The following is a 15,302-nucleotide window of genomic DNA, read 5'->3' as shown; positions in this document are numbered from 1 at the left end:
AGCAGATTCACTGCGCGGCCGCGATGGCGGTCAGTATCGATTCGGCGATCTCGTGCCGACATACGAGTAAATCGGGCATCCAGACGTCCGTTCCGTTATAGATGCACGGGCTCCCGTCTATGCGACTGGCGTGAAGGCCAGCCGCGAGCGCGACGCCTACTGGAGCGCACGAATCCCACTCGTATTGTCCGCCTGCGTGCAGATACGCGTGAGCCTCGCCACCGAGCACCGCCATTGCCTTTGCGCCTGCCGAGCCCATGGGGACCAGTTCAGCGTTCAGTCGCTGGGCGACCCTCAGCGCCAGTTCCGGAGCGCGGGAACGGCTCACGAGAATTTTCAGCCGCCCTTCGGGCGCTGGCGGCAGCTCCGGCGGCGATAACGTTCCGAATGTCACCCCACGAGCCGGAAGCGCTACAGCGCAAGCGCGGGGTTCGCCGCAAACCGTCAGTGCCACATGGACCGCCCAGTCCTCGCGCCCCTCGAGTCGTTCGCCGTACTCGCGCGTGCCATCGAGCGGGTCGATGATCCATACACGATCGAGAGCGAGCCGCTTTGGATCCGGCGCGGATTCTTCCGACAGAAAGCCGTCGTCTGGTCGGGTGCGAGCGAGAATCTCTGTAATCAGCTCGTTCGCCGTGGCATCGCCGGCTGCGCCCAACGGTTTGCCCGCAAGCACGGCCGACGCGCGCATCGCGTTCAAGGCGCCGCCGGCCGCCGTAGCGATGTGCACTGCGAGACGGTGATCGTCGTCAACCGTAAGCGCCGTGCTGACAGCGTTCATTGGACCACTCCATTGCGAGGCACCTGTTCCATCGCAGCGAGACCGGCAGGGGTGTACCAGATATGCTCGATATAGTGCCCGAGCGTCCCCCGGTGATCCGTATAGAAGTACCGGGCGGCGCCATGCGACTGGCCGTCGATGACGATGGGCACGCCCGCGGCAGCCATTTCCTCACGCTGTGTTTCGAAAGCCGCTTCGCTCTCGATCAGCTGCGCAATGTGATGATGGCGAATCGCGAAGCCGTCTCGAGGCAGGGCATCGCGATACACGCGGTCGTCGCCGCACAGCGGCTCGATCAGTTCCAGCTGAACCGCCCCGACGAACGCGAGCGCGATGTTCAGCTTGCAGCGACGTCCCGCGATGGACTCTATTTCAATACCCGGCAAGCGCGCCCACGTCGGCACCTTCTGTTCTCTGCGAAAGCGCTCAATGGCCTCGTCCACATCGGTGGTGACGTACGCGATCTGCAGAAAGCCGGAAAACGGGGAAAGCGACGGCGTTTTCATCAGTGCAATCCATAAGTGGTCATATAGCGGGAGAAGCGCTCCCTGATCGCTGCCGGTGCAAGGCCGAATTCGTCCTGCGTATATCGATGCGCGCCATAAGCGCGTTCGGGACTCTGCTTGACGCGTCGGCGCATCGCTTCCACCGTTTCGGCGGTCAGTCTGAAGCCGAAGTGATCGTAGATACGCGTGATTGCGCCAATCGGATCGGCGTGGAAGTCGGCCTGCCTGATATCGAGGAACTGCCTGTTGGGCAAGGACGCGCGCGCCGCAATTGCCGCTTCGCTGGCGTGCGCCCAGTTATCCAGTTCGCGCCTGCCGATCTCGTGCCTGTCGACCTGTTCGCCCTCAGAAATCCGACGCGCCATCACCAGCACGCTCGCGAGCGAAGGCAGCGCCTCCACTGGATCTCGATGTGTCTGTACCACGCATGCATCGGGAAAGACCTCGAACAGCGCGGGTAACTGCATCAGGTGTCCGGGATTCTTCAAGAGCCACGTCTTTTCGCTGTCGCGCGCACCGATGAGGCTGATCGTCTTTGCCAGGTAGCGATATGCGGGCAATTCGCTCTGTTCGCGCCACCAGCGATCGTATTGAGGTACACGGAACGACGAGCCCCACAGATTGCTGCAAAAGCCTTGCTTGAGTATTTCGAGGCATTCATCTACCTCGTCAGCCACGATATTGTGTGCCGCGCGCATCTCTGGCGCTGACCTGAAAAAGGCCTCGAGCCCGGCCGCGGTCGCCTGGAACTGAACATGGCTGGTCCACGTATCGCGCGGAGGCCGCGGCTGCGGAAAGACGGTCAGCCATTTTTCCAAACCCTGAAATTGTGGATCAACCGAAAGCAGCTTGTGCAGCGCGGTCGTACCGGTTCTCGGTATGCCGGTGATGACGAGTGGGCGCCGCGGTGTCCGCGACAACTCATCGGCATGCTTGCGCAGCCCCTCTACCAGCGTCAGGCGCGAAATCAAAGCACCGACAACTGCGTTCCACGCAAATTCCCGTCCACCCGGCGCGAAGCGCGGACCATCTTCGTCGAGCGCGTTCAAAAGTTGTGTCAGGCCCGGCCTATACTCATCGCTGGAGCCGAAATCTTTCAAGCCGGCGGCCGCACTTGCGCTCGCGTGAAGTTCGTCCTCCGCACCCGTGAATCGTTTCGATACTGGCATCTGTTGTCTCCCGAAATCCATTTCTGTCCCTACCACCGCCGTCTCAACTGCGCACCTATGCGTCTGTCGCGCAGAAGTCTGCCGCGCTCGCTTTCGTCTACGAATCGAGTTCCTGCCGGCAAGTGATTGCGCAACTCGCAAAGCGGCACACGTTTGAGCGTCGGAACCGGCTCCGAGCTGCACCCATACCATCTGCCTATCGCAGTCCCACGGTTGACGCCGCATGTATCCAGCCAGTTCAGGACACCGGGATCGCGATGAGCGATCACCGCGCGAAAATAGCCGTCGTCGTCGACGTGTGCCTGATGCCCGTTGAGGCTGCTTTGGTGATCGATATAGTCAAGCGCGTTGAATAGTGTGTCGTTCAATTGCACGTTCCAGTAGCGGCGCGTCTGCGGCAGCGCGGTTTCGAGAATGAGCGCTTCGTCATCACCGAAATCGAAAATCGCCTGCCAGTACGCCTGCTTCGCGAGCCCACCACCGAAAGCGAAAAATTCGAACTCGTTCACATTGATTCGCGTGCGCAGTTGCTGCATATGCGTGAGCCAGCGACGTGACAAGCGCTTCGCGTAGTCCATCAACTCGCCGGTACGCCTGGCGATCTCCTCGTGGCCCATCGACGGCTTCAACGGCGGGGCATCGAGGCACTCGATAGCGATTCGCGCGTCATGCTCCCTTCCCCATGCATAAGAACGCTGGCGCAGCATGGCGAAGTCAGCCTCGCTATGCAGCTCGATCCAGTTGCCGTCGTACCCGGCAGGACGCTGCGCGCTCAACAAAATTTCGAAGCTGCCGTCATCGCCAATTTCTACGTCGTCGAGATCGAACTGACCGAGCGGCGGATGCGCTTCATCGGTAGTGCCCATGATCCCGCGGCCGAGATCGAGCGTCAGCAAATGCACGCTGCCGCGCTCTCCGACTATCCGGTATCGCAGGTCTCCTCGCAACGGTGCGACGAAATAGGTATCGTCGGGATTCGGCTGCAGCATGAAAACTGAGTTAAGGAAGGGCAGCCAGTCAGGATGAAGCGGATCGGATTGGAAGTAGATGAAGTAGGCCAGCGAAAGATTCATCTGCAACTGCCGATACAGCTCCGCGCGTGTTTGAGGATCGCTGGGTGTTTCAGTCAATTCGAGCAGACTGTCTGCGCTTGCCAACTGGGACAGATAGTCGCGCCAGGATTTCAGCTCAGCCATGGATTCACCATTACCTTGCATTGCGTCGAGCGATTGCGCAGAGTCTCGAACATCTCGGGTAACGCGTCGAGAGAGACGCGATCCGTGATCATCGCGCGCGGTTCGACACAGCCCGCGTCGAACACGTTAGCAACATGAGTGAACTCTTGCATACTGTAGGTGACAGCGAACTGAATTCGCACTTCCTTCCATACCGCTACCGCGGGGATAAATTGATCTGGCACCGTGCAAAAGCCGAGCACTACGACGTCGCCCCGTGGCTTGACGCAATGAATCGCCTTCGCAATCAGATCCTTTTGCCCTGCGCATTCGAAAACGACGTCTGGTGAACCCTTAAGCGCATCGCCAGCCAGCGCCGCCAGATCCTGCCCGTCCTCCGGAACCACAAACTCGTCCGCACCCATGTGCCGTGCAAGCGCTTCGCGACGCTGTGAGGAAGCGGTGACGACGATGCGTCCGGCGCCGAGGCGGCGGGCCCAGAACGTCGCTGCAAGCCCGACGGGACCCGCGCCGATCACGAGCGCGTTCGCACCCGGCGTGAGTTTTGCCAGCACAACGCCGTGCAAGCCAACCGCCATTGGCTCGATCAGTGCGCCGTCCTCCATGCTCAGCGTCTTCGGGAGCCTGGTCGTTACGCGCTCGGCCACGACTGCATACTGAGCGAATCCAGCGGCGGCGCCCTTGAAATCCGCGCAAAAGTTGGGCTTTCCGGAAAGACAAGTCGCGCAGTGCCCGCATCCGACAAACGGCAGCGCGGTAACTGCATCGCCGACCTTCAGCTTCTCTACACCCTTTCCCACGGCAATCACCTCGCCAGCGAATTCGTGGCCAAGTGTTGAATTTTCTGGAAGCGTGAAATGCGGAGCGTGCCCATCCGTCATATGAAGATCCGATCCGCAAATACCGCAGCGGTGAATCTTCAGCACGACTTCTCCGGATGCTGGACCTGGATCGGCAACACTCCTAACTTCCAGCGGCAAACCTACCCTCGTGAAATACGCGGCCCTCATCGCTCGGATCTCCGTTTGGCGTGAATGTCCTGCTCGTCATCAAGCATCTGTCAATGTACTTTACTGGGAAAGTATCTCGGTTAATCCTGGTGTTTGTACCGAGCGGGCACGAGAAGCAAGCGCTCCAATGCGTTGTTGCGGAGCTATCGATCGGGAAGATATCGTTGTGCGGGAGTGGTCGATTGCCACCGGATGCGTCGGAGGCAATAAAAGACGGAGGAGAAGGCCAGCTGAGAACGCCGGCCTGTGACTGGTCTTGCGTCTTGCGCCTTGCGCGCTTGTTGCCAGCCGGGATGGCGATGGTGATAAGTTAGGCGTTGCTATCGAGGCGGTGACCACCGCAACTATGTCAGCCGCGCTCGGCACTCCGACGTTCGGCCTCAGCATCTGCAAAGAGATGCAGTTCCCGCAACAAAATCGACAGTGCAGCTCGCCGCTCAGGCGTCATATGACTGGATGCCACCCAGTCGGTGCCGTACGCCCCCTCATGGAGAATGTTCCTTAAAACCTTGCGCGCCCGTGACTTCATTCGCACGAGAATTCCACGCCCATCCGCCGGATCCGGCAAGCGCTCCACCAAGCCGATCTGCTCAAGTCTGCTGACGCACTTGGTGATGCCGCCGAGCGTCATCGCCAGCGGTTTTTGAAGTTGCGTTGGAGACTGGCAGTAAGGCGGCCCTGAAACCAGGAGCGCGTCCAGTAGCAATAGTTCGGCTGCCAGCAGTCCCTGACTCGCAGCGGCTTCCTTGAGCGCCCGGTCGATGTGCGCAGATAGCCGTAGAAGTCGTTGCCCGATCAGATAAATGTTCGCATCCTCCGCTGGCCACTCGCGCGCCCACACTACGGCCTGTTGGTCCAACGCATCGCCATCCTCGGAGCATGCTGACTTCTGCAACGCTACGCATTCCGTCAGGAATTGTGCGTCAGCCTGAGAACGTCTCGAATAGAACGCCTCGCCATTGTCATCGACAGCAACATCGATCCAGCCGGCCTCGTCAAGCGCATTCAGGTGACCCGTCACCCCCGCACGTGACATGTTCAGTTCACGCGCCAATGCGGCTGCGCTTTGCGCTCCCTTGCTCAGCAGCGTCAACAGTTGTCGTCTGGAAGCGTCCGCTAACGCGGCAAAAAGCGAATCTGCGGCCTTGCGAGCAGTCATGCCATCATCGATCGGTGGAGACCCTCGCCTCTCGGATAGCAAAAACGCGTGCCGAGCAAAGGGGCGATTGGCATGAACCGCAATTCGACGGCCATGCCAGTGCCAGACAGGTGCCGTTTCCTGTAACGCGGGTCAATTTCGGCCACGCTAAGTTACCAGAAAATCAGGTCAGCAAAGCACAACGGGAAGTGACGCTTTGCTGCGCGAGGTACCCCGCCCGATACGGTGGCTATTGCTGGACCAGATCGTACGCCGCAAGCGCCGCAACCTGCGTCACGCCACCATCCACGGGTAAGCACGTGCCAGTAATGAATCGCGATTCGTCGCTGGCGAGAAACAGCGCGGCGGCCGCGACGTCCCATGCATCTCCCTCCAATGGGAGGGGCGCGATCTTGCGGCGACGTTCGCGAGCCTTATCGTCAAGCATGCTTTCCACCATTGGCGTGAAAATATGCCCCGGAGCAATCGCGTTGGCACGAACATGGTCGCGGCCGTACATCACCGCGAGTTCACGCGTAAAGCCGACCATTGCCGCCTTTGACGAGCCATACGCGGCCGACCCGTGGCTGCGGATGCCTGCGACCGAACCGATGTTGACGATGGCCCCGCCCCCGCGCGCCACGATCTTCGGCACCGCACTTCGGCTCATCAAGAACGCACTTTTCAGATTGACGTCGATCACACGGTCCCAGGACGCTTCGTCGACGTCCTGCAATCGCCCCGGCGCGCCTGAGATACCGACGTTGTTGATGAGAATGTCCAGGCCTCCGTACCGCTGTACGGTCTCTTCGACAATGCGCGCACAGACAGCGCCGTCGGTGACATCGCCGGTCGATACGAACGCTCTGCCGCCCGCTTCCGTGATCAGCGCGAGCGTTTGCGCCGCCCGCTCGTACTGCTGATCGACGAGACAGACGGACGCGCCCTCCGCCGCAAAAAGACAGGCAATGGCCTTGCCTGTGCCAAAACCCTGACCGAGCGATCCTGCGCCGGTCACGATCGCGATCTTGCCGCTCAAACGTTGATGAAAGATTTTCGGAGCAGGCATGCTGTAATCGGTTGATGAAAGTCGATTGTCATCTTGAACGTTCGAGCGAGCACCTGCTCGTTCACGTTCAAGCCATAACTCGCCAGGAGGCTGCCGATGGTCGAGCTTAGTCTCGCGAAGCCAACAATGCAACATATGGTTGCATTGTTGGCTTAGATCATGCCGATTCGCCAACCATGCCGTGATCCACCAATGCCGCGCCAAAGCGTGCCGCATACGCGGTGTTCACTGCTTCGGTCTGGAAGCGGGTTTCGTTAATCGCAAAGATGAAGTATCCATACGCGAGATCGCGTCGATAGTCGTTCCACGCTTCGTCGAAATCGGGCGCCTCGACCCCGCCAATCGCCAGCTGCGAAAGATAGTGTTCGAGCAGCGACCGCTCCCATGAGCGACGGTCTTCGATATCGAGTGCACACCCTATGTGGTAGGCGACCTCGAGGCTCCAAGGCGCCCGACTGACCTGGGCATCGAAAAAACCTGGCGTCCCGTCAGCTTCGACGTACAGATTTCCCAGATGCGTATCGCCGTGAATAAGGCATACCGGTTTGCTCTTATGTTCGCGCGCAATGCGCGCGAGAGATGCCATCATCCAGTCCCGATCGTGCAGATACCGGCTTACTGCCGCTCCTCTCGGCAGCGATATGTAGTGGGCCCAGACGTCCGGTTCGAGGTATCGGTTCTGGTATTCCAGCGACCAGTCCGAAAAGCGCTCTCCCACCCATTCGAGCCGACCGCCCTTGTCGAACTCCCGGCTGTTCCATGTTTGCGCGTGATAGCGCGCCATCGCACTCAACCGCAGGGCGACTTGTTCGTAGCCCTGCGATTGCTGGGCACGGCAAAACTGAACGTTACGCTCGCTCAGGTCTTCCATCACTACGACCGATTGCCAGGCGTCAGGATCCGTGCCTGCAAAAAAGCATCTAGGCGCGTTCATGTTGATGAACGGTAGTACGTCGCGATAAAAGCGCATTTCGTTGCGATACATGTCGCTCATCGAAGGACTGTGATCCTCGAAACCGCCCTTGACGATCATGCGCGCCGGCAGCGCCATTGCCTGTCCCGCGTCGTTGTACTCGAGTGCGACGCGTACCTTGGTCGACGTACCCGGCAATACCTCCACGTGCCTGCACGAAGTTACTTTGGCGCCGGGAAAGCGGAACGCGATCGCGGAGGTTAGCCACTTTGCGGTCACTTCCTCAACAGCGACAGGCAACGCCATGTCACTTACCACACCAGATTCCGACACGGTTCCTCCCGAAGATTGCAAACAAAAAGACGCGTGCGCATCGTCGCGCATACCTGCTCCCCGTCGCAACATGGGGAAAACCACACCTCGCCTATCGTTGCATATTTCGAATGGTGTGCATATAGTTGCTTGCAAATGCAGCTACTTTTTTGGCAGGAAATCGATGAATCTACCCGACTCCATCACGCTCGAGCGAGAACCGGCTGGCGCCGAACTCGCACAGAGGCTTGCCCCCGAGGAATACCGTACTGAAGAGAGCGTCGCGTTCAAGATGAACCTGGTTCGTCTTCTGCTTGGCGCGGAGATCGACGGAAAGCTCGCTGCGAGCGAGCTTTCAGCAATACAGTGGGGAATCCTGAAAGCACTGTACGACGGACGCGCTCGCACACCTACCGCCTTGTGCCGGGTGCTGCTTGCTGACAGCAGCATCATGACCCGCAAGCTCGATTCGCTTGAAAAAAGACGATTGATCGAACGAATTCGCAGCACTTCCGACCGACGCTGTGTCGAGCTCACTCTGACCGCAAACGGCCGCCAGTTGTTGCGCGGAACCCTGCCGCACATCGTCGATGCAAGTAATCGGCAGCTTCGCGGCTTCACCGTCGAAGAAGTCCGAACCGTCAAACATTTACTCGATCGGATGATCGTCAACCTAAGCTGACTAGCGACAGCAACCTCGGAATCGACCAGCGTCTGCGCCGCAAATCAACGCGTATCGAAATTTAAAAAGGAGCGTTTATGGAGCACCCCGAAACAACAGAAAGGCAACGCGGGAATCCGGCGCAGGAGCCCGGCCTCGCGCCGCTGCCGGTTCCTCACGTATACCGCGGTCGCACTGTCAACGGAAGCGCCATCAGGCACGTGTCGCGTGATCTTGGCCAAGGTTTCTGCACCCCCAGGATCGACCTTGACGACCTCGTGTGGCCGCGAGCCGAGCCCGGTCCCGCTTTCGATATTCCGATTGCGGAGGTCATCGACTTTCTTGTCGAACTGGGGCCGCGTTTGCATCTGGATGTCAATCCGCTGATGCAGGCCGCGCTCGAGTCAATGATCAAAGTGAGTCCGCTCGGGCGACGGATTCTCGAAAACTGCTATCGCGACATTCCCAACCTTTTCGCACGCGAGGTGATCGAGGACGAGCTGCGCGTAAGTCTTGGCGACGCGCGCCTCGTCGACGATTGGGTGGCACGCACGCTGCGCGGGCGCCCGAGTCGTCTACGCGCGTTTCCACCGCGCCTCGTACATGTGCTCGCAGGCAACTCGCCGATGGTGGCAGCCATGACGGTCATGCGCGCGGCGCTGACGAAAGGCGTCCACCTGCTCAAGCTGCCTTCGAACGATCTCTTCACGGCCACTGCAATTCTGCGCACGATGGCCGACATCGACCCGGATCATCCCGTCACCCAGTCATTTTCGGCTGCGTATTGGCGCGGTGGTGACGAAAATGTCGAGTCGATTCTTTATCGTCCGCAGTACTTCGACAAGATTGTCGTGTGGGGCGGCGACAGCGCGGTTCGGCATGTGATGCGATACGCTGGCCCCGGGCTCGAACTGGTCGCGTTCGATCCGAAGGTATCTATCTCGCTGATCGGCCGTGATGCCTTTGCATCCGACGAGGTGCTGCGCGACGTCGCGCGTGCCGGCGCAGCCGATGTGCTGTCGTTCAACCAGGACGCGTGCAACGCGAGCCGGTATCAATTCATCGAAGGCGACGAGGACGACGCCGACCGCTATGCCGAGCAACTGGCGCTGGCACTCGGCCAGGACTTTCGCTATGGCGACGGTCAGGGCCCGCTGGTGCCCAGCGATATTCGCGAAGCGGTCGATGTGCTGCGTGAGATGGAGCCGCTCTACCGGGTGTTCGGCGGATACGACGGCAAGGGGCTCGTCATTCGGTCGGAAGAAATGGTCGATTTTCATCCCATTTGCAAGACCGTCAACGTCGTTCCCGTGGCAAGCCTGCGCGACGGTGCGCGCTATGCGACCGTCGCCACGCAAACGGTCGGCATCTATCCGCCGCACCGGGTCACAGAGGTGCGCGACGCGCTCGCGTGCGCTGGCGTGCAACGCATCGTGGCGCTGGGCGAGTCTATTTCAGATGCGGTTGGCGGCTATCCGCATGACGGCATGTTCCCGATCCATCGATTCATGAAATGGGTCTCGGAGGAATCGGGCCCGAATCCGGAGGAGACGCAATAATGCAAGCCCTTTCCGCGCTGCTCCAACTCACGGATCTTCGAGACCCCTTCCGCAACGCGCCGGAAAACCTCCATGCCGCGCAACTGCAAGCCGTGCGCGAGCGCTTCATGCAGCGTCGGCAGCAGATTCGCATTCTCGACAGGCGGGCCAGCGAAGCCGGCGTGACGGAAGTGAAGAGCATGAGTGACGCCGTGCCATTGCTTTTTGCCGACTCCGTCTACAAGAGCTATCCCGATTCGTTCATCGAGCAGGGAAAATGGCGCCACCTCACAGCGTGGCTTCAAACGCTCACAACCCGCAAGATCGACGGAGTCGACTACGGCACGATTGCCGATCTCGACGACTGGATCAATGCGCTGCGTCGAAACGGCCACTACGTGATGAGCTCGAGCGGAACCTCGGGCAAGCAGTCCTTTATTTACCAGAGCGAAGCCGACCGCGAACTCGGCTGGCGCCTCCTCTCCCAAGGCATTCGCTGGGCGGCGAGCGGCATGCGCGATCCGTCGCGTCGCTATCCCGTGTTCCTTCTGACGCCCTCCTCCGGCTCTTACACCGGAACGGAGCGCATGGCGAAATTCGCCGAAGCGATTGCGATGCCGGGAGACATTCACTACATGTCGGATGTGCCGCAAAGCGCCGCGCACACCACGCGCATGGCACGCATGCGGCGGGCCATCGCGGACGGCACCGCGCTCCCCAGTGAAATCGAAGCCTTTCAGAACGAAAGTCGAGAACGCAGCGAACGCGTACAAGCCGATTTCCGGCAGTTCATCGACCAACTTCTCGAACGCCGTCACGAGCCCATGTTCATCATGGGCATGATGGGCATGCTTTACCAGATCGTCGCCACGGCGCGCCAGCGTGGCATTCCCGACGCCGACTTTCACCCTGACACGATCATCAGTATCGGCGGCGGCAAGAAAGGTGCAAACCTGCCAGAAGACTTCCAGCAACAGTGCGAGCGCTTCTTCAACTTCAACGCGACCAACTTCAACGACGGCTACGGCATGGGCGAAGTATCGGGCTTTTGCCCATGGTTTCATGAAGCGAAGGCGTGGACCGTCCCGCCGTGGCTCGTCCCGCTGGTGCTCGACTCGACCGGCGAACAACTGCTTAATCCTGCCGACGGGAAAGGCATCGTCGAGGGACGGCTCGCCGTGATCGACCTGCTCGCGGATGGGCGCTGGGGCGGCGTGATCAGCGGCGACAAGGTCACCGTGGAGTTCGGTCACGGCATCGACGGCGTGCGCACGCCCATCATTCGCGACGTGATGCGCTACAAGGATTTGCCGGGCGGCGACGACAAGCTGTCCTGCGCGGGAACGATCGACGCCTACGTCCGCGGAGAGATCGCCGACATGACCGAGGCCCGGACCGTCAACTAAATCGATGTTTCCTACTGATCTGAAACCCAATTCGACAATGACTGAAACCAAGACACACCCAGCCGTGTGGTTCATTACCGGCGTTTCGTCCGGCTTCGGCCGTTCCCTTGCGCAGGCGGTCCTCGCCGGTGGGGACAAAGTGGTCGGGACCGTTCGGAATGACGCACAGATCACGCCGTTCGACAATCTCGCACCCGGACGCGCGCACGGCGTGCTGCTTGACGTGACCGACGCGGCAGCGGTGCCTCGCGCCGTCGCGCAGGCCATCGAGCGCGCGGGCGCCATCGACGTACTCGTCAACAATGCCGGCTACGGTCTGTTCGGCGCACTCGAAGAGGTCTCCGACGCGCAAGCACGTCAGCTGTTCGATACCAACGTGTTTGGAACGGTCAACGTGATACGCGCCGTACTGCCTCATTTTCGCGAGCGCAATCGCGGTCATATCGTGAACTTCTCGTCGGTCGCGGGCGTGATCGGCATCGCGGGCTGCAGTTTCTATTGCGCTTCGAAGCACGCGATCGAAGGGCTTTCGGAATCGCTCGCTCAGGAACTGAGTCCGTTCGGGATTCGTGTGACCGTGGTCGAGCCGGGTGGCTTCCGCACCAATTTCGCAGGCGGATCGCTGAAGTGGAGCGAGGTCGAATCACCCGTCTATACGGAGACCGTGGGCAAGATGCGCCGTTACATGAACAGCTACCACGGCACGCAAACGGGCGATCCGGCCAAGGCTGCCGACGCCATCGTGCGCGCGGTTTCCGCAGACGTCCCACCGCTGCGGCTACCACTTGGTCCGGACGCCGTCGACGTCGTTCGGAAGAAACTTTCGTCCGTGCAAGAGAACCTCGAAGCGTGGCTCGACGTGTCGAGTTCCACCAGCTTCGACCACTGACGCCTGGCATCTCATAGCCCTGGAGACGACATGTCCGCTTTGGACCCGTTCTACGCAATGCTGCGCGGTGAAAGCGACCCGTTTCGCAATCACCCCGAGAACCTTCGCGAGCTTCAGCTCGCTGCCATGAAAGAGCGCTTCGCCGAGCGCCGCGAACAGATCAGGCTACTGCGCCGCAGAGCGGAAGATGTCGGCGTCAACGAGGTGGCCCGCCATCAAGATATGGTGCCCCTGCTGTTCGCGCATCAGATCTACAAGAGCTACCCCGAGTCATTCATCGACGCCGGCCGCTGGAAGCATCTTTCGGCATGGCTGCAAACGCTATCGAGCAAACGGGTGGCTGAAGTCGATCTGGACGGCGCGGACAACGTCGACGCATGGATGGACCGTCTGCGCACAGCGGGACACCATGTTTTCAGCTCGAGCGGCACATCCGGCAAGTGCAGCTTCATCAGTCAGACGCAAGCCGATCTCGACAATGTCACCGAGTCGTGCGTGAAACTGGGCGTCTACGGCAACGCAATGATCCGAAGAGATTTCGGCAAGCGCCCGGCTTTCCTTATGATGCCGCCTGCCGGCGCGCATCGGCATATCGAACCGGTACTGAACGCAGCGCAACGGCTCGGCGCGGAAACCACGCTGATGTTCGACGAACCGGTGCTCGCATCCGCAACGATTTCGATGGGCCGCATGCGCCGCGCAATGGCCGACGGCTCCGCGAAACCGAGCGAGGTCGCGGCGTTTCAGGAGCAGGCGGTGGCGCGCCAGCGCCATACCGGCAGGATGATCGACCGGTTTCTCGACAAGCTAACCGCGCAGCGCGAAGTTCCGGTGCTCGTCCAGGGCAACTGGTCGTTGCACTGGACGCTCGTGGAGCGCGCCCGCCAGCGCGGCATTGCCGATGGCATCTGCCATCCGGATACAGTGATCACCACCGGTGGCGGATTGAAGGGCACCTCGGCCCCCGCCGACTATCGGGAGCAGATCATCCGCTTCTACGGCATTCGTGCCGAGAACGTCCAGAATAGTTATGGCATGTCCGAGATGATCGGAACCGGCCCCTGGTCGGAAGTTGCGCAAGGCTATGCAATCTGCCCGTGGATCGTCCCGTTCGTCCTCGACAAGGCGGGAGAGCAATTGCTGAATCCTTCGGATGGACTGGGCGTTGTTGAGGGGCGCTTCGCGTTTTTCGACCTGCTGGCCGAAGGCTACTGGGGTGGCTTCATCACTGGCGACAAGGTCGTGGTCGACTTTTCACCGGCGGGGAACACCGACGGCCTGCAAGGGCCGCTGGTTCGTCAGGTCGGCCGCTACGCCGATCTCGAAGAAGGCGAAGACAAGCTCTCGTGCGCCGGCACGATGGAGTCGTATGTACGTGGAATGATCAACGTTTGAGCCCTGCTGCGCGTGGTCCGAGCCCCAGGGGGCGCCATCACTGGCGCCCCCTGGGGCTCATGAGTATACTGATGTCCTGATTCCGTCATCAAACACTCCCCGATGTACAAATCTATGTCAGTTCAGGCTCCCAACGGAGCCTCGCGGCTCGCTGCGGCGGACAAACCTCGAACGGCTGGCCGGCCCACCCACGACGATGCAGTTCAGTTGCGCGAGCGGTTGCTCGAGGCCGCCAAATCCGTGTTCATCAGAGAGGGTTTCGGCGCCGCCAGGGTCGAGGAGATCGCATCGCTGGCTGGCGTCAGCAAAACGACCGTCTATCGCCAGTTCGGCACGAAGGAGGAGCTTTTTCGCTCCATCGTCTGGCGCGGGATGGCCGATCTACGCGGCAAGATCTCGGAGCACCTGGAACCGGGCCGCGATTTCTCGACGAACCTGGCATCCCTTATCGATGCGCTCGTCGAACACATGGCCATACCGGACAGCATGCACACTTCACGCATGGTCATTGGCGAGGCGATTCGCTTTCCCGATGTCGCAAAGCAGTTTCTGCGGTTCGTGGTGACGATGCTGGAGCCGCTAACCGGCGTTCTGGAAGCCGCCGCGGTCAGCGGCGTGATCGCCATCGACGATCCCTCGACCGCGGCACGCGATCTTCTCACACTGGTCACAGGCGCGCCCGAAGTGCACCTCGCGGTTCAGACCACCCGTTCCGAACGGAAACGCCGGGCTGAGCGGATTCATCGGCTTCTGTTGACAGCGTGGAAGTACCGTGCGGCACTGGATAAGGTTCGAGCCCGGTCAATGCCGTAACGTTCGCGCGGCCATCCAGGTATCGTCGACGCACTAGCTGTCAATTTCACCCATCACCTGGAATTGCCCCGACGCCTGGGCGATGCATTTTGCATTCGCCCAGATCTGGCAGTCGGAGAAAATCACCCGCTTTCCCGAACGTAGAACGTCGACGTGTGCTTCCACCCAGTCGCCCGGCTCCGCGTTTCCCATGAAATTGACCGTCAAGCCCGTCGTCAACACCCTGACGGCTGGTTGACGCGAATACTTGCTCGCCCACGTGATGGCGGTGTCTGCCAGCATGCAAACAGCGCCCCCGTGCATCATCTGGCCAAGGTTGCGATGCGCTTCGCGAACATACATGCCGACGACGTGTCCGCGTTCGCTCTTGCGAAAGTAGGTAGGTCCGAACATCCGATGGAAAGGACCGAACTCCGGCATCAATGCGAAGCCCTCCGGGATGAGCTTTGCGCCGCTGTCTTCGAGCACGTCTACCGCCAATGAGTCTGCTTGCTCCAATGCAATCC

The 15,302-nt window shown here is 60.4% G+C and carries 15 protein-coding genes; 6 read left to right on the top strand and 9 right to left on the bottom strand.

Annotated elements, in window-relative coordinates; all coding sequences use genetic code 11:
- Positions 1–7: 7 nt before the first annotated feature.
- The 8 genes from OKW43_RS36205 to OKW43_RS36170 all read right to left on the bottom strand — a co-directional run bounded on the left by OKW43_RS36205 (position 8) and on the right by OKW43_RS36170 (position 8,166).
- Positions 8–781 (bottom strand): 3'(2'),5'-bisphosphate nucleotidase CysQ, encoded by a 774-nt coding sequence (locus OKW43_RS36205; RefSeq protein WP_429453309.1) that lies wholly within the window; start codon positions 779–781, stop codon positions 8–10.
- Positions 778–1,287: a VOC family protein gene (locus tag OKW43_RS36200; protein WP_429453307.1), complete on the bottom strand. Its 510-nt coding sequence runs from the start codon at positions 1,285–1,287 to the stop codon at positions 778–780. The genes OKW43_RS36205 and OKW43_RS36200 overlap by 4 nt, the downstream gene beginning before the upstream one ends.
- Positions 1,287–2,387, bottom strand: coding sequence for a sulfotransferase family protein (locus tag OKW43_RS36195; protein ID WP_429453305.1), 1,101 nt, complete (start codon positions 2,385–2,387; stop codon positions 1,287–1,289). The genes OKW43_RS36200 and OKW43_RS36195 overlap by 1 nt, the downstream gene beginning before the upstream one ends.
- Before the next feature lie 98 nt (positions 2,388–2,485).
- A complete protein-coding gene (locus OKW43_RS36190) occupies positions 2,486–3,652 on the bottom strand; it encodes a DUF1214 domain-containing protein (RefSeq protein ID WP_429453303.1) in 1,167 nt (388 codons plus the stop codon).
- The gene (locus OKW43_RS36185; protein ID WP_429453301.1) at positions 3,640–4,578 is read right to left on the bottom strand and encodes an alcohol dehydrogenase catalytic domain-containing protein; all 939 of its coding nucleotides are present in this window, start codon (positions 4,576–4,578) and stop codon (positions 3,640–3,642) included. Before OKW43_RS36185 ends, OKW43_RS36190 begins: the two co-directional genes overlap by 13 nt.
- Positions 4,579–5,011: 433 nt before the next feature.
- Positions 5,012–5,821, bottom strand: coding sequence for a MarR family transcriptional regulator (locus tag OKW43_RS36180; protein ID WP_429453299.1), 810 nt, complete (start codon positions 5,819–5,821; stop codon positions 5,012–5,014).
- A 229-nt stretch (positions 5,822–6,050) separates the two neighbouring features.
- Positions 6,051–7,043, bottom strand: coding sequence for an SDR family NAD(P)-dependent oxidoreductase (locus OKW43_RS36175; RefSeq protein ID WP_429453297.1), 993 nt, complete (start codon positions 7,041–7,043; stop codon positions 6,051–6,053).
- A complete protein-coding gene (locus OKW43_RS36170; RefSeq protein WP_429453295.1) occupies positions 7,027–8,166 on the bottom strand; it encodes a phosphotransferase in 1,140 nt (379 codons plus the stop codon). The genes OKW43_RS36175 and OKW43_RS36170 overlap by 17 nt, the downstream gene beginning before the upstream one ends.
- A 112-nt stretch (positions 8,167–8,278) precedes the next feature.
- Between OKW43_RS36170 and OKW43_RS36165 the strand changes: the two genes are divergently transcribed.
- The 6 genes from OKW43_RS36165 to OKW43_RS36140 all read left to right on the top strand — a co-directional run bounded on the left by OKW43_RS36165 (position 8,279) and on the right by OKW43_RS36140 (position 14,796).
- On the top strand, positions 8,279–8,776 hold the full coding sequence (locus OKW43_RS36165; RefSeq protein ID WP_429453293.1) for a MarR family winged helix-turn-helix transcriptional regulator: 498 nt from the start codon (positions 8,279–8,281) through the stop codon (positions 8,774–8,776).
- 77 nt (positions 8,777–8,853) lie between these two features.
- Positions 8,854–10,314, top strand: a complete 1,461-nt coding sequence (locus OKW43_RS36160) for an acyl-CoA reductase (RefSeq protein WP_429453291.1) — start codon at positions 8,854–8,856, stop codon at positions 10,312–10,314.
- Positions 10,314–11,699: a hypothetical protein gene (locus OKW43_RS36155; RefSeq protein ID WP_429453289.1), complete on the top strand. Its 1,386-nt coding sequence runs from the start codon at positions 10,314–10,316 to the stop codon at positions 11,697–11,699. Before OKW43_RS36160 ends, OKW43_RS36155 begins: the two co-directional genes overlap by 1 nt.
- 37 nt (positions 11,700–11,736) lie before the next feature.
- A complete protein-coding gene (locus OKW43_RS36150; RefSeq protein WP_429453287.1) occupies positions 11,737–12,588 on the top strand; it encodes an oxidoreductase in 852 nt (283 codons plus the stop codon).
- Positions 12,589–12,618: 30 nt separating this feature from the next.
- Positions 12,619–13,983: a hypothetical protein gene (locus OKW43_RS36145; protein ID WP_429453285.1), complete on the top strand. Its 1,365-nt coding sequence runs from the start codon at positions 12,619–12,621 to the stop codon at positions 13,981–13,983.
- Positions 13,984–14,097: 114 nt separating this feature from the next.
- On the top strand, positions 14,098–14,796 hold the full coding sequence (locus OKW43_RS36140; RefSeq protein WP_429453283.1) for a TetR/AcrR family transcriptional regulator: 699 nt from the start codon (positions 14,098–14,100) through the stop codon (positions 14,794–14,796).
- A 33-nt stretch (positions 14,797–14,829) separates the two neighbouring features.
- On the opposite strand, the gene OKW43_RS36135 is transcribed toward OKW43_RS36140, so the two are convergent.
- Positions 14,830–15,294 carry a PaaI family thioesterase gene (locus OKW43_RS36135; RefSeq protein ID WP_429453281.1) on the bottom strand — a complete coding sequence of 155 codons (465 nt, stop codon included), beginning with the start codon at positions 15,292–15,294 and terminating at the stop codon, positions 14,830–14,832.
- Between the last annotated feature and the right edge of the window lie 8 nt (positions 15,295–15,302).

This window comes from Paraburkholderia sp. WC7.3g (assembly GCF_050436345.1).
Lineage (GTDB): Bacteria > Pseudomonadota > Gammaproteobacteria > Burkholderiales > Burkholderiaceae > Paraburkholderia > Paraburkholderia podalyriae.
Note: the sequence above shows the minus strand (reverse complement) of the source record. Positions and strands in the feature narration are given on the sequence as shown.

Bases quoted from the DNA above. Each gene is read 5' to 3' on its own strand.
- OKW43_RS36205 (WP_429453309.1), bottom strand. From the start codon at position 781: ATGAACGCTGTCAGCACGGCGCTTACGGTTGACGACGATCACCGTCTC.
- OKW43_RS36200 (WP_429453307.1), bottom strand. From the start codon at position 1,287: ATGAAAACGCCGTCGCTTTCCCCGTTTTCCGGCTTTCTGCAGATCGCG.
- OKW43_RS36190 (WP_429453303.1), bottom strand. From the start codon at position 3,652: ATGGCTGAGCTGAAATCCTGGCGCGACTATCTGTCCCAGTTGGCAAGC.
- OKW43_RS36180 (WP_429453299.1), bottom strand. From the start codon at position 5,821: ATGACTGCTCGCAAGGCCGCAGATTCGCTTTTTGCCGCGTTAGCGGAC.
- OKW43_RS36170 (WP_429453295.1), bottom strand. From the start codon at position 8,166: ATGCGCGACGATGCGCACGCGTCTTTTTGTTTGCAATCTTCGGGAGGA.
- OKW43_RS36165 (WP_429453293.1), top strand. From the start codon at position 8,279: ATGAATCTACCCGACTCCATCACGCTCGAGCGAGAACCGGCTGGCGCC.
- OKW43_RS36160 (WP_429453291.1), top strand. From the start codon at position 8,854: ATGGAGCACCCCGAAACAACAGAAAGGCAACGCGGGAATCCGGCGCAG.
- OKW43_RS36155 (WP_429453289.1), top strand. From the start codon at position 10,314: ATGCAAGCCCTTTCCGCGCTGCTCCAACTCACGGATCTTCGAGACCCC.
- OKW43_RS36150 (WP_429453287.1), top strand. From the start codon at position 11,737: ATGACTGAAACCAAGACACACCCAGCCGTGTGGTTCATTACCGGCGTT.
- OKW43_RS36145 (WP_429453285.1), top strand. From the start codon at position 12,619: ATGTCCGCTTTGGACCCGTTCTACGCAATGCTGCGCGGTGAAAGCGAC.
- OKW43_RS36140 (WP_429453283.1), top strand. From the start codon at position 14,098: ATGTCAGTTCAGGCTCCCAACGGAGCCTCGCGGCTCGCTGCGGCGGAC.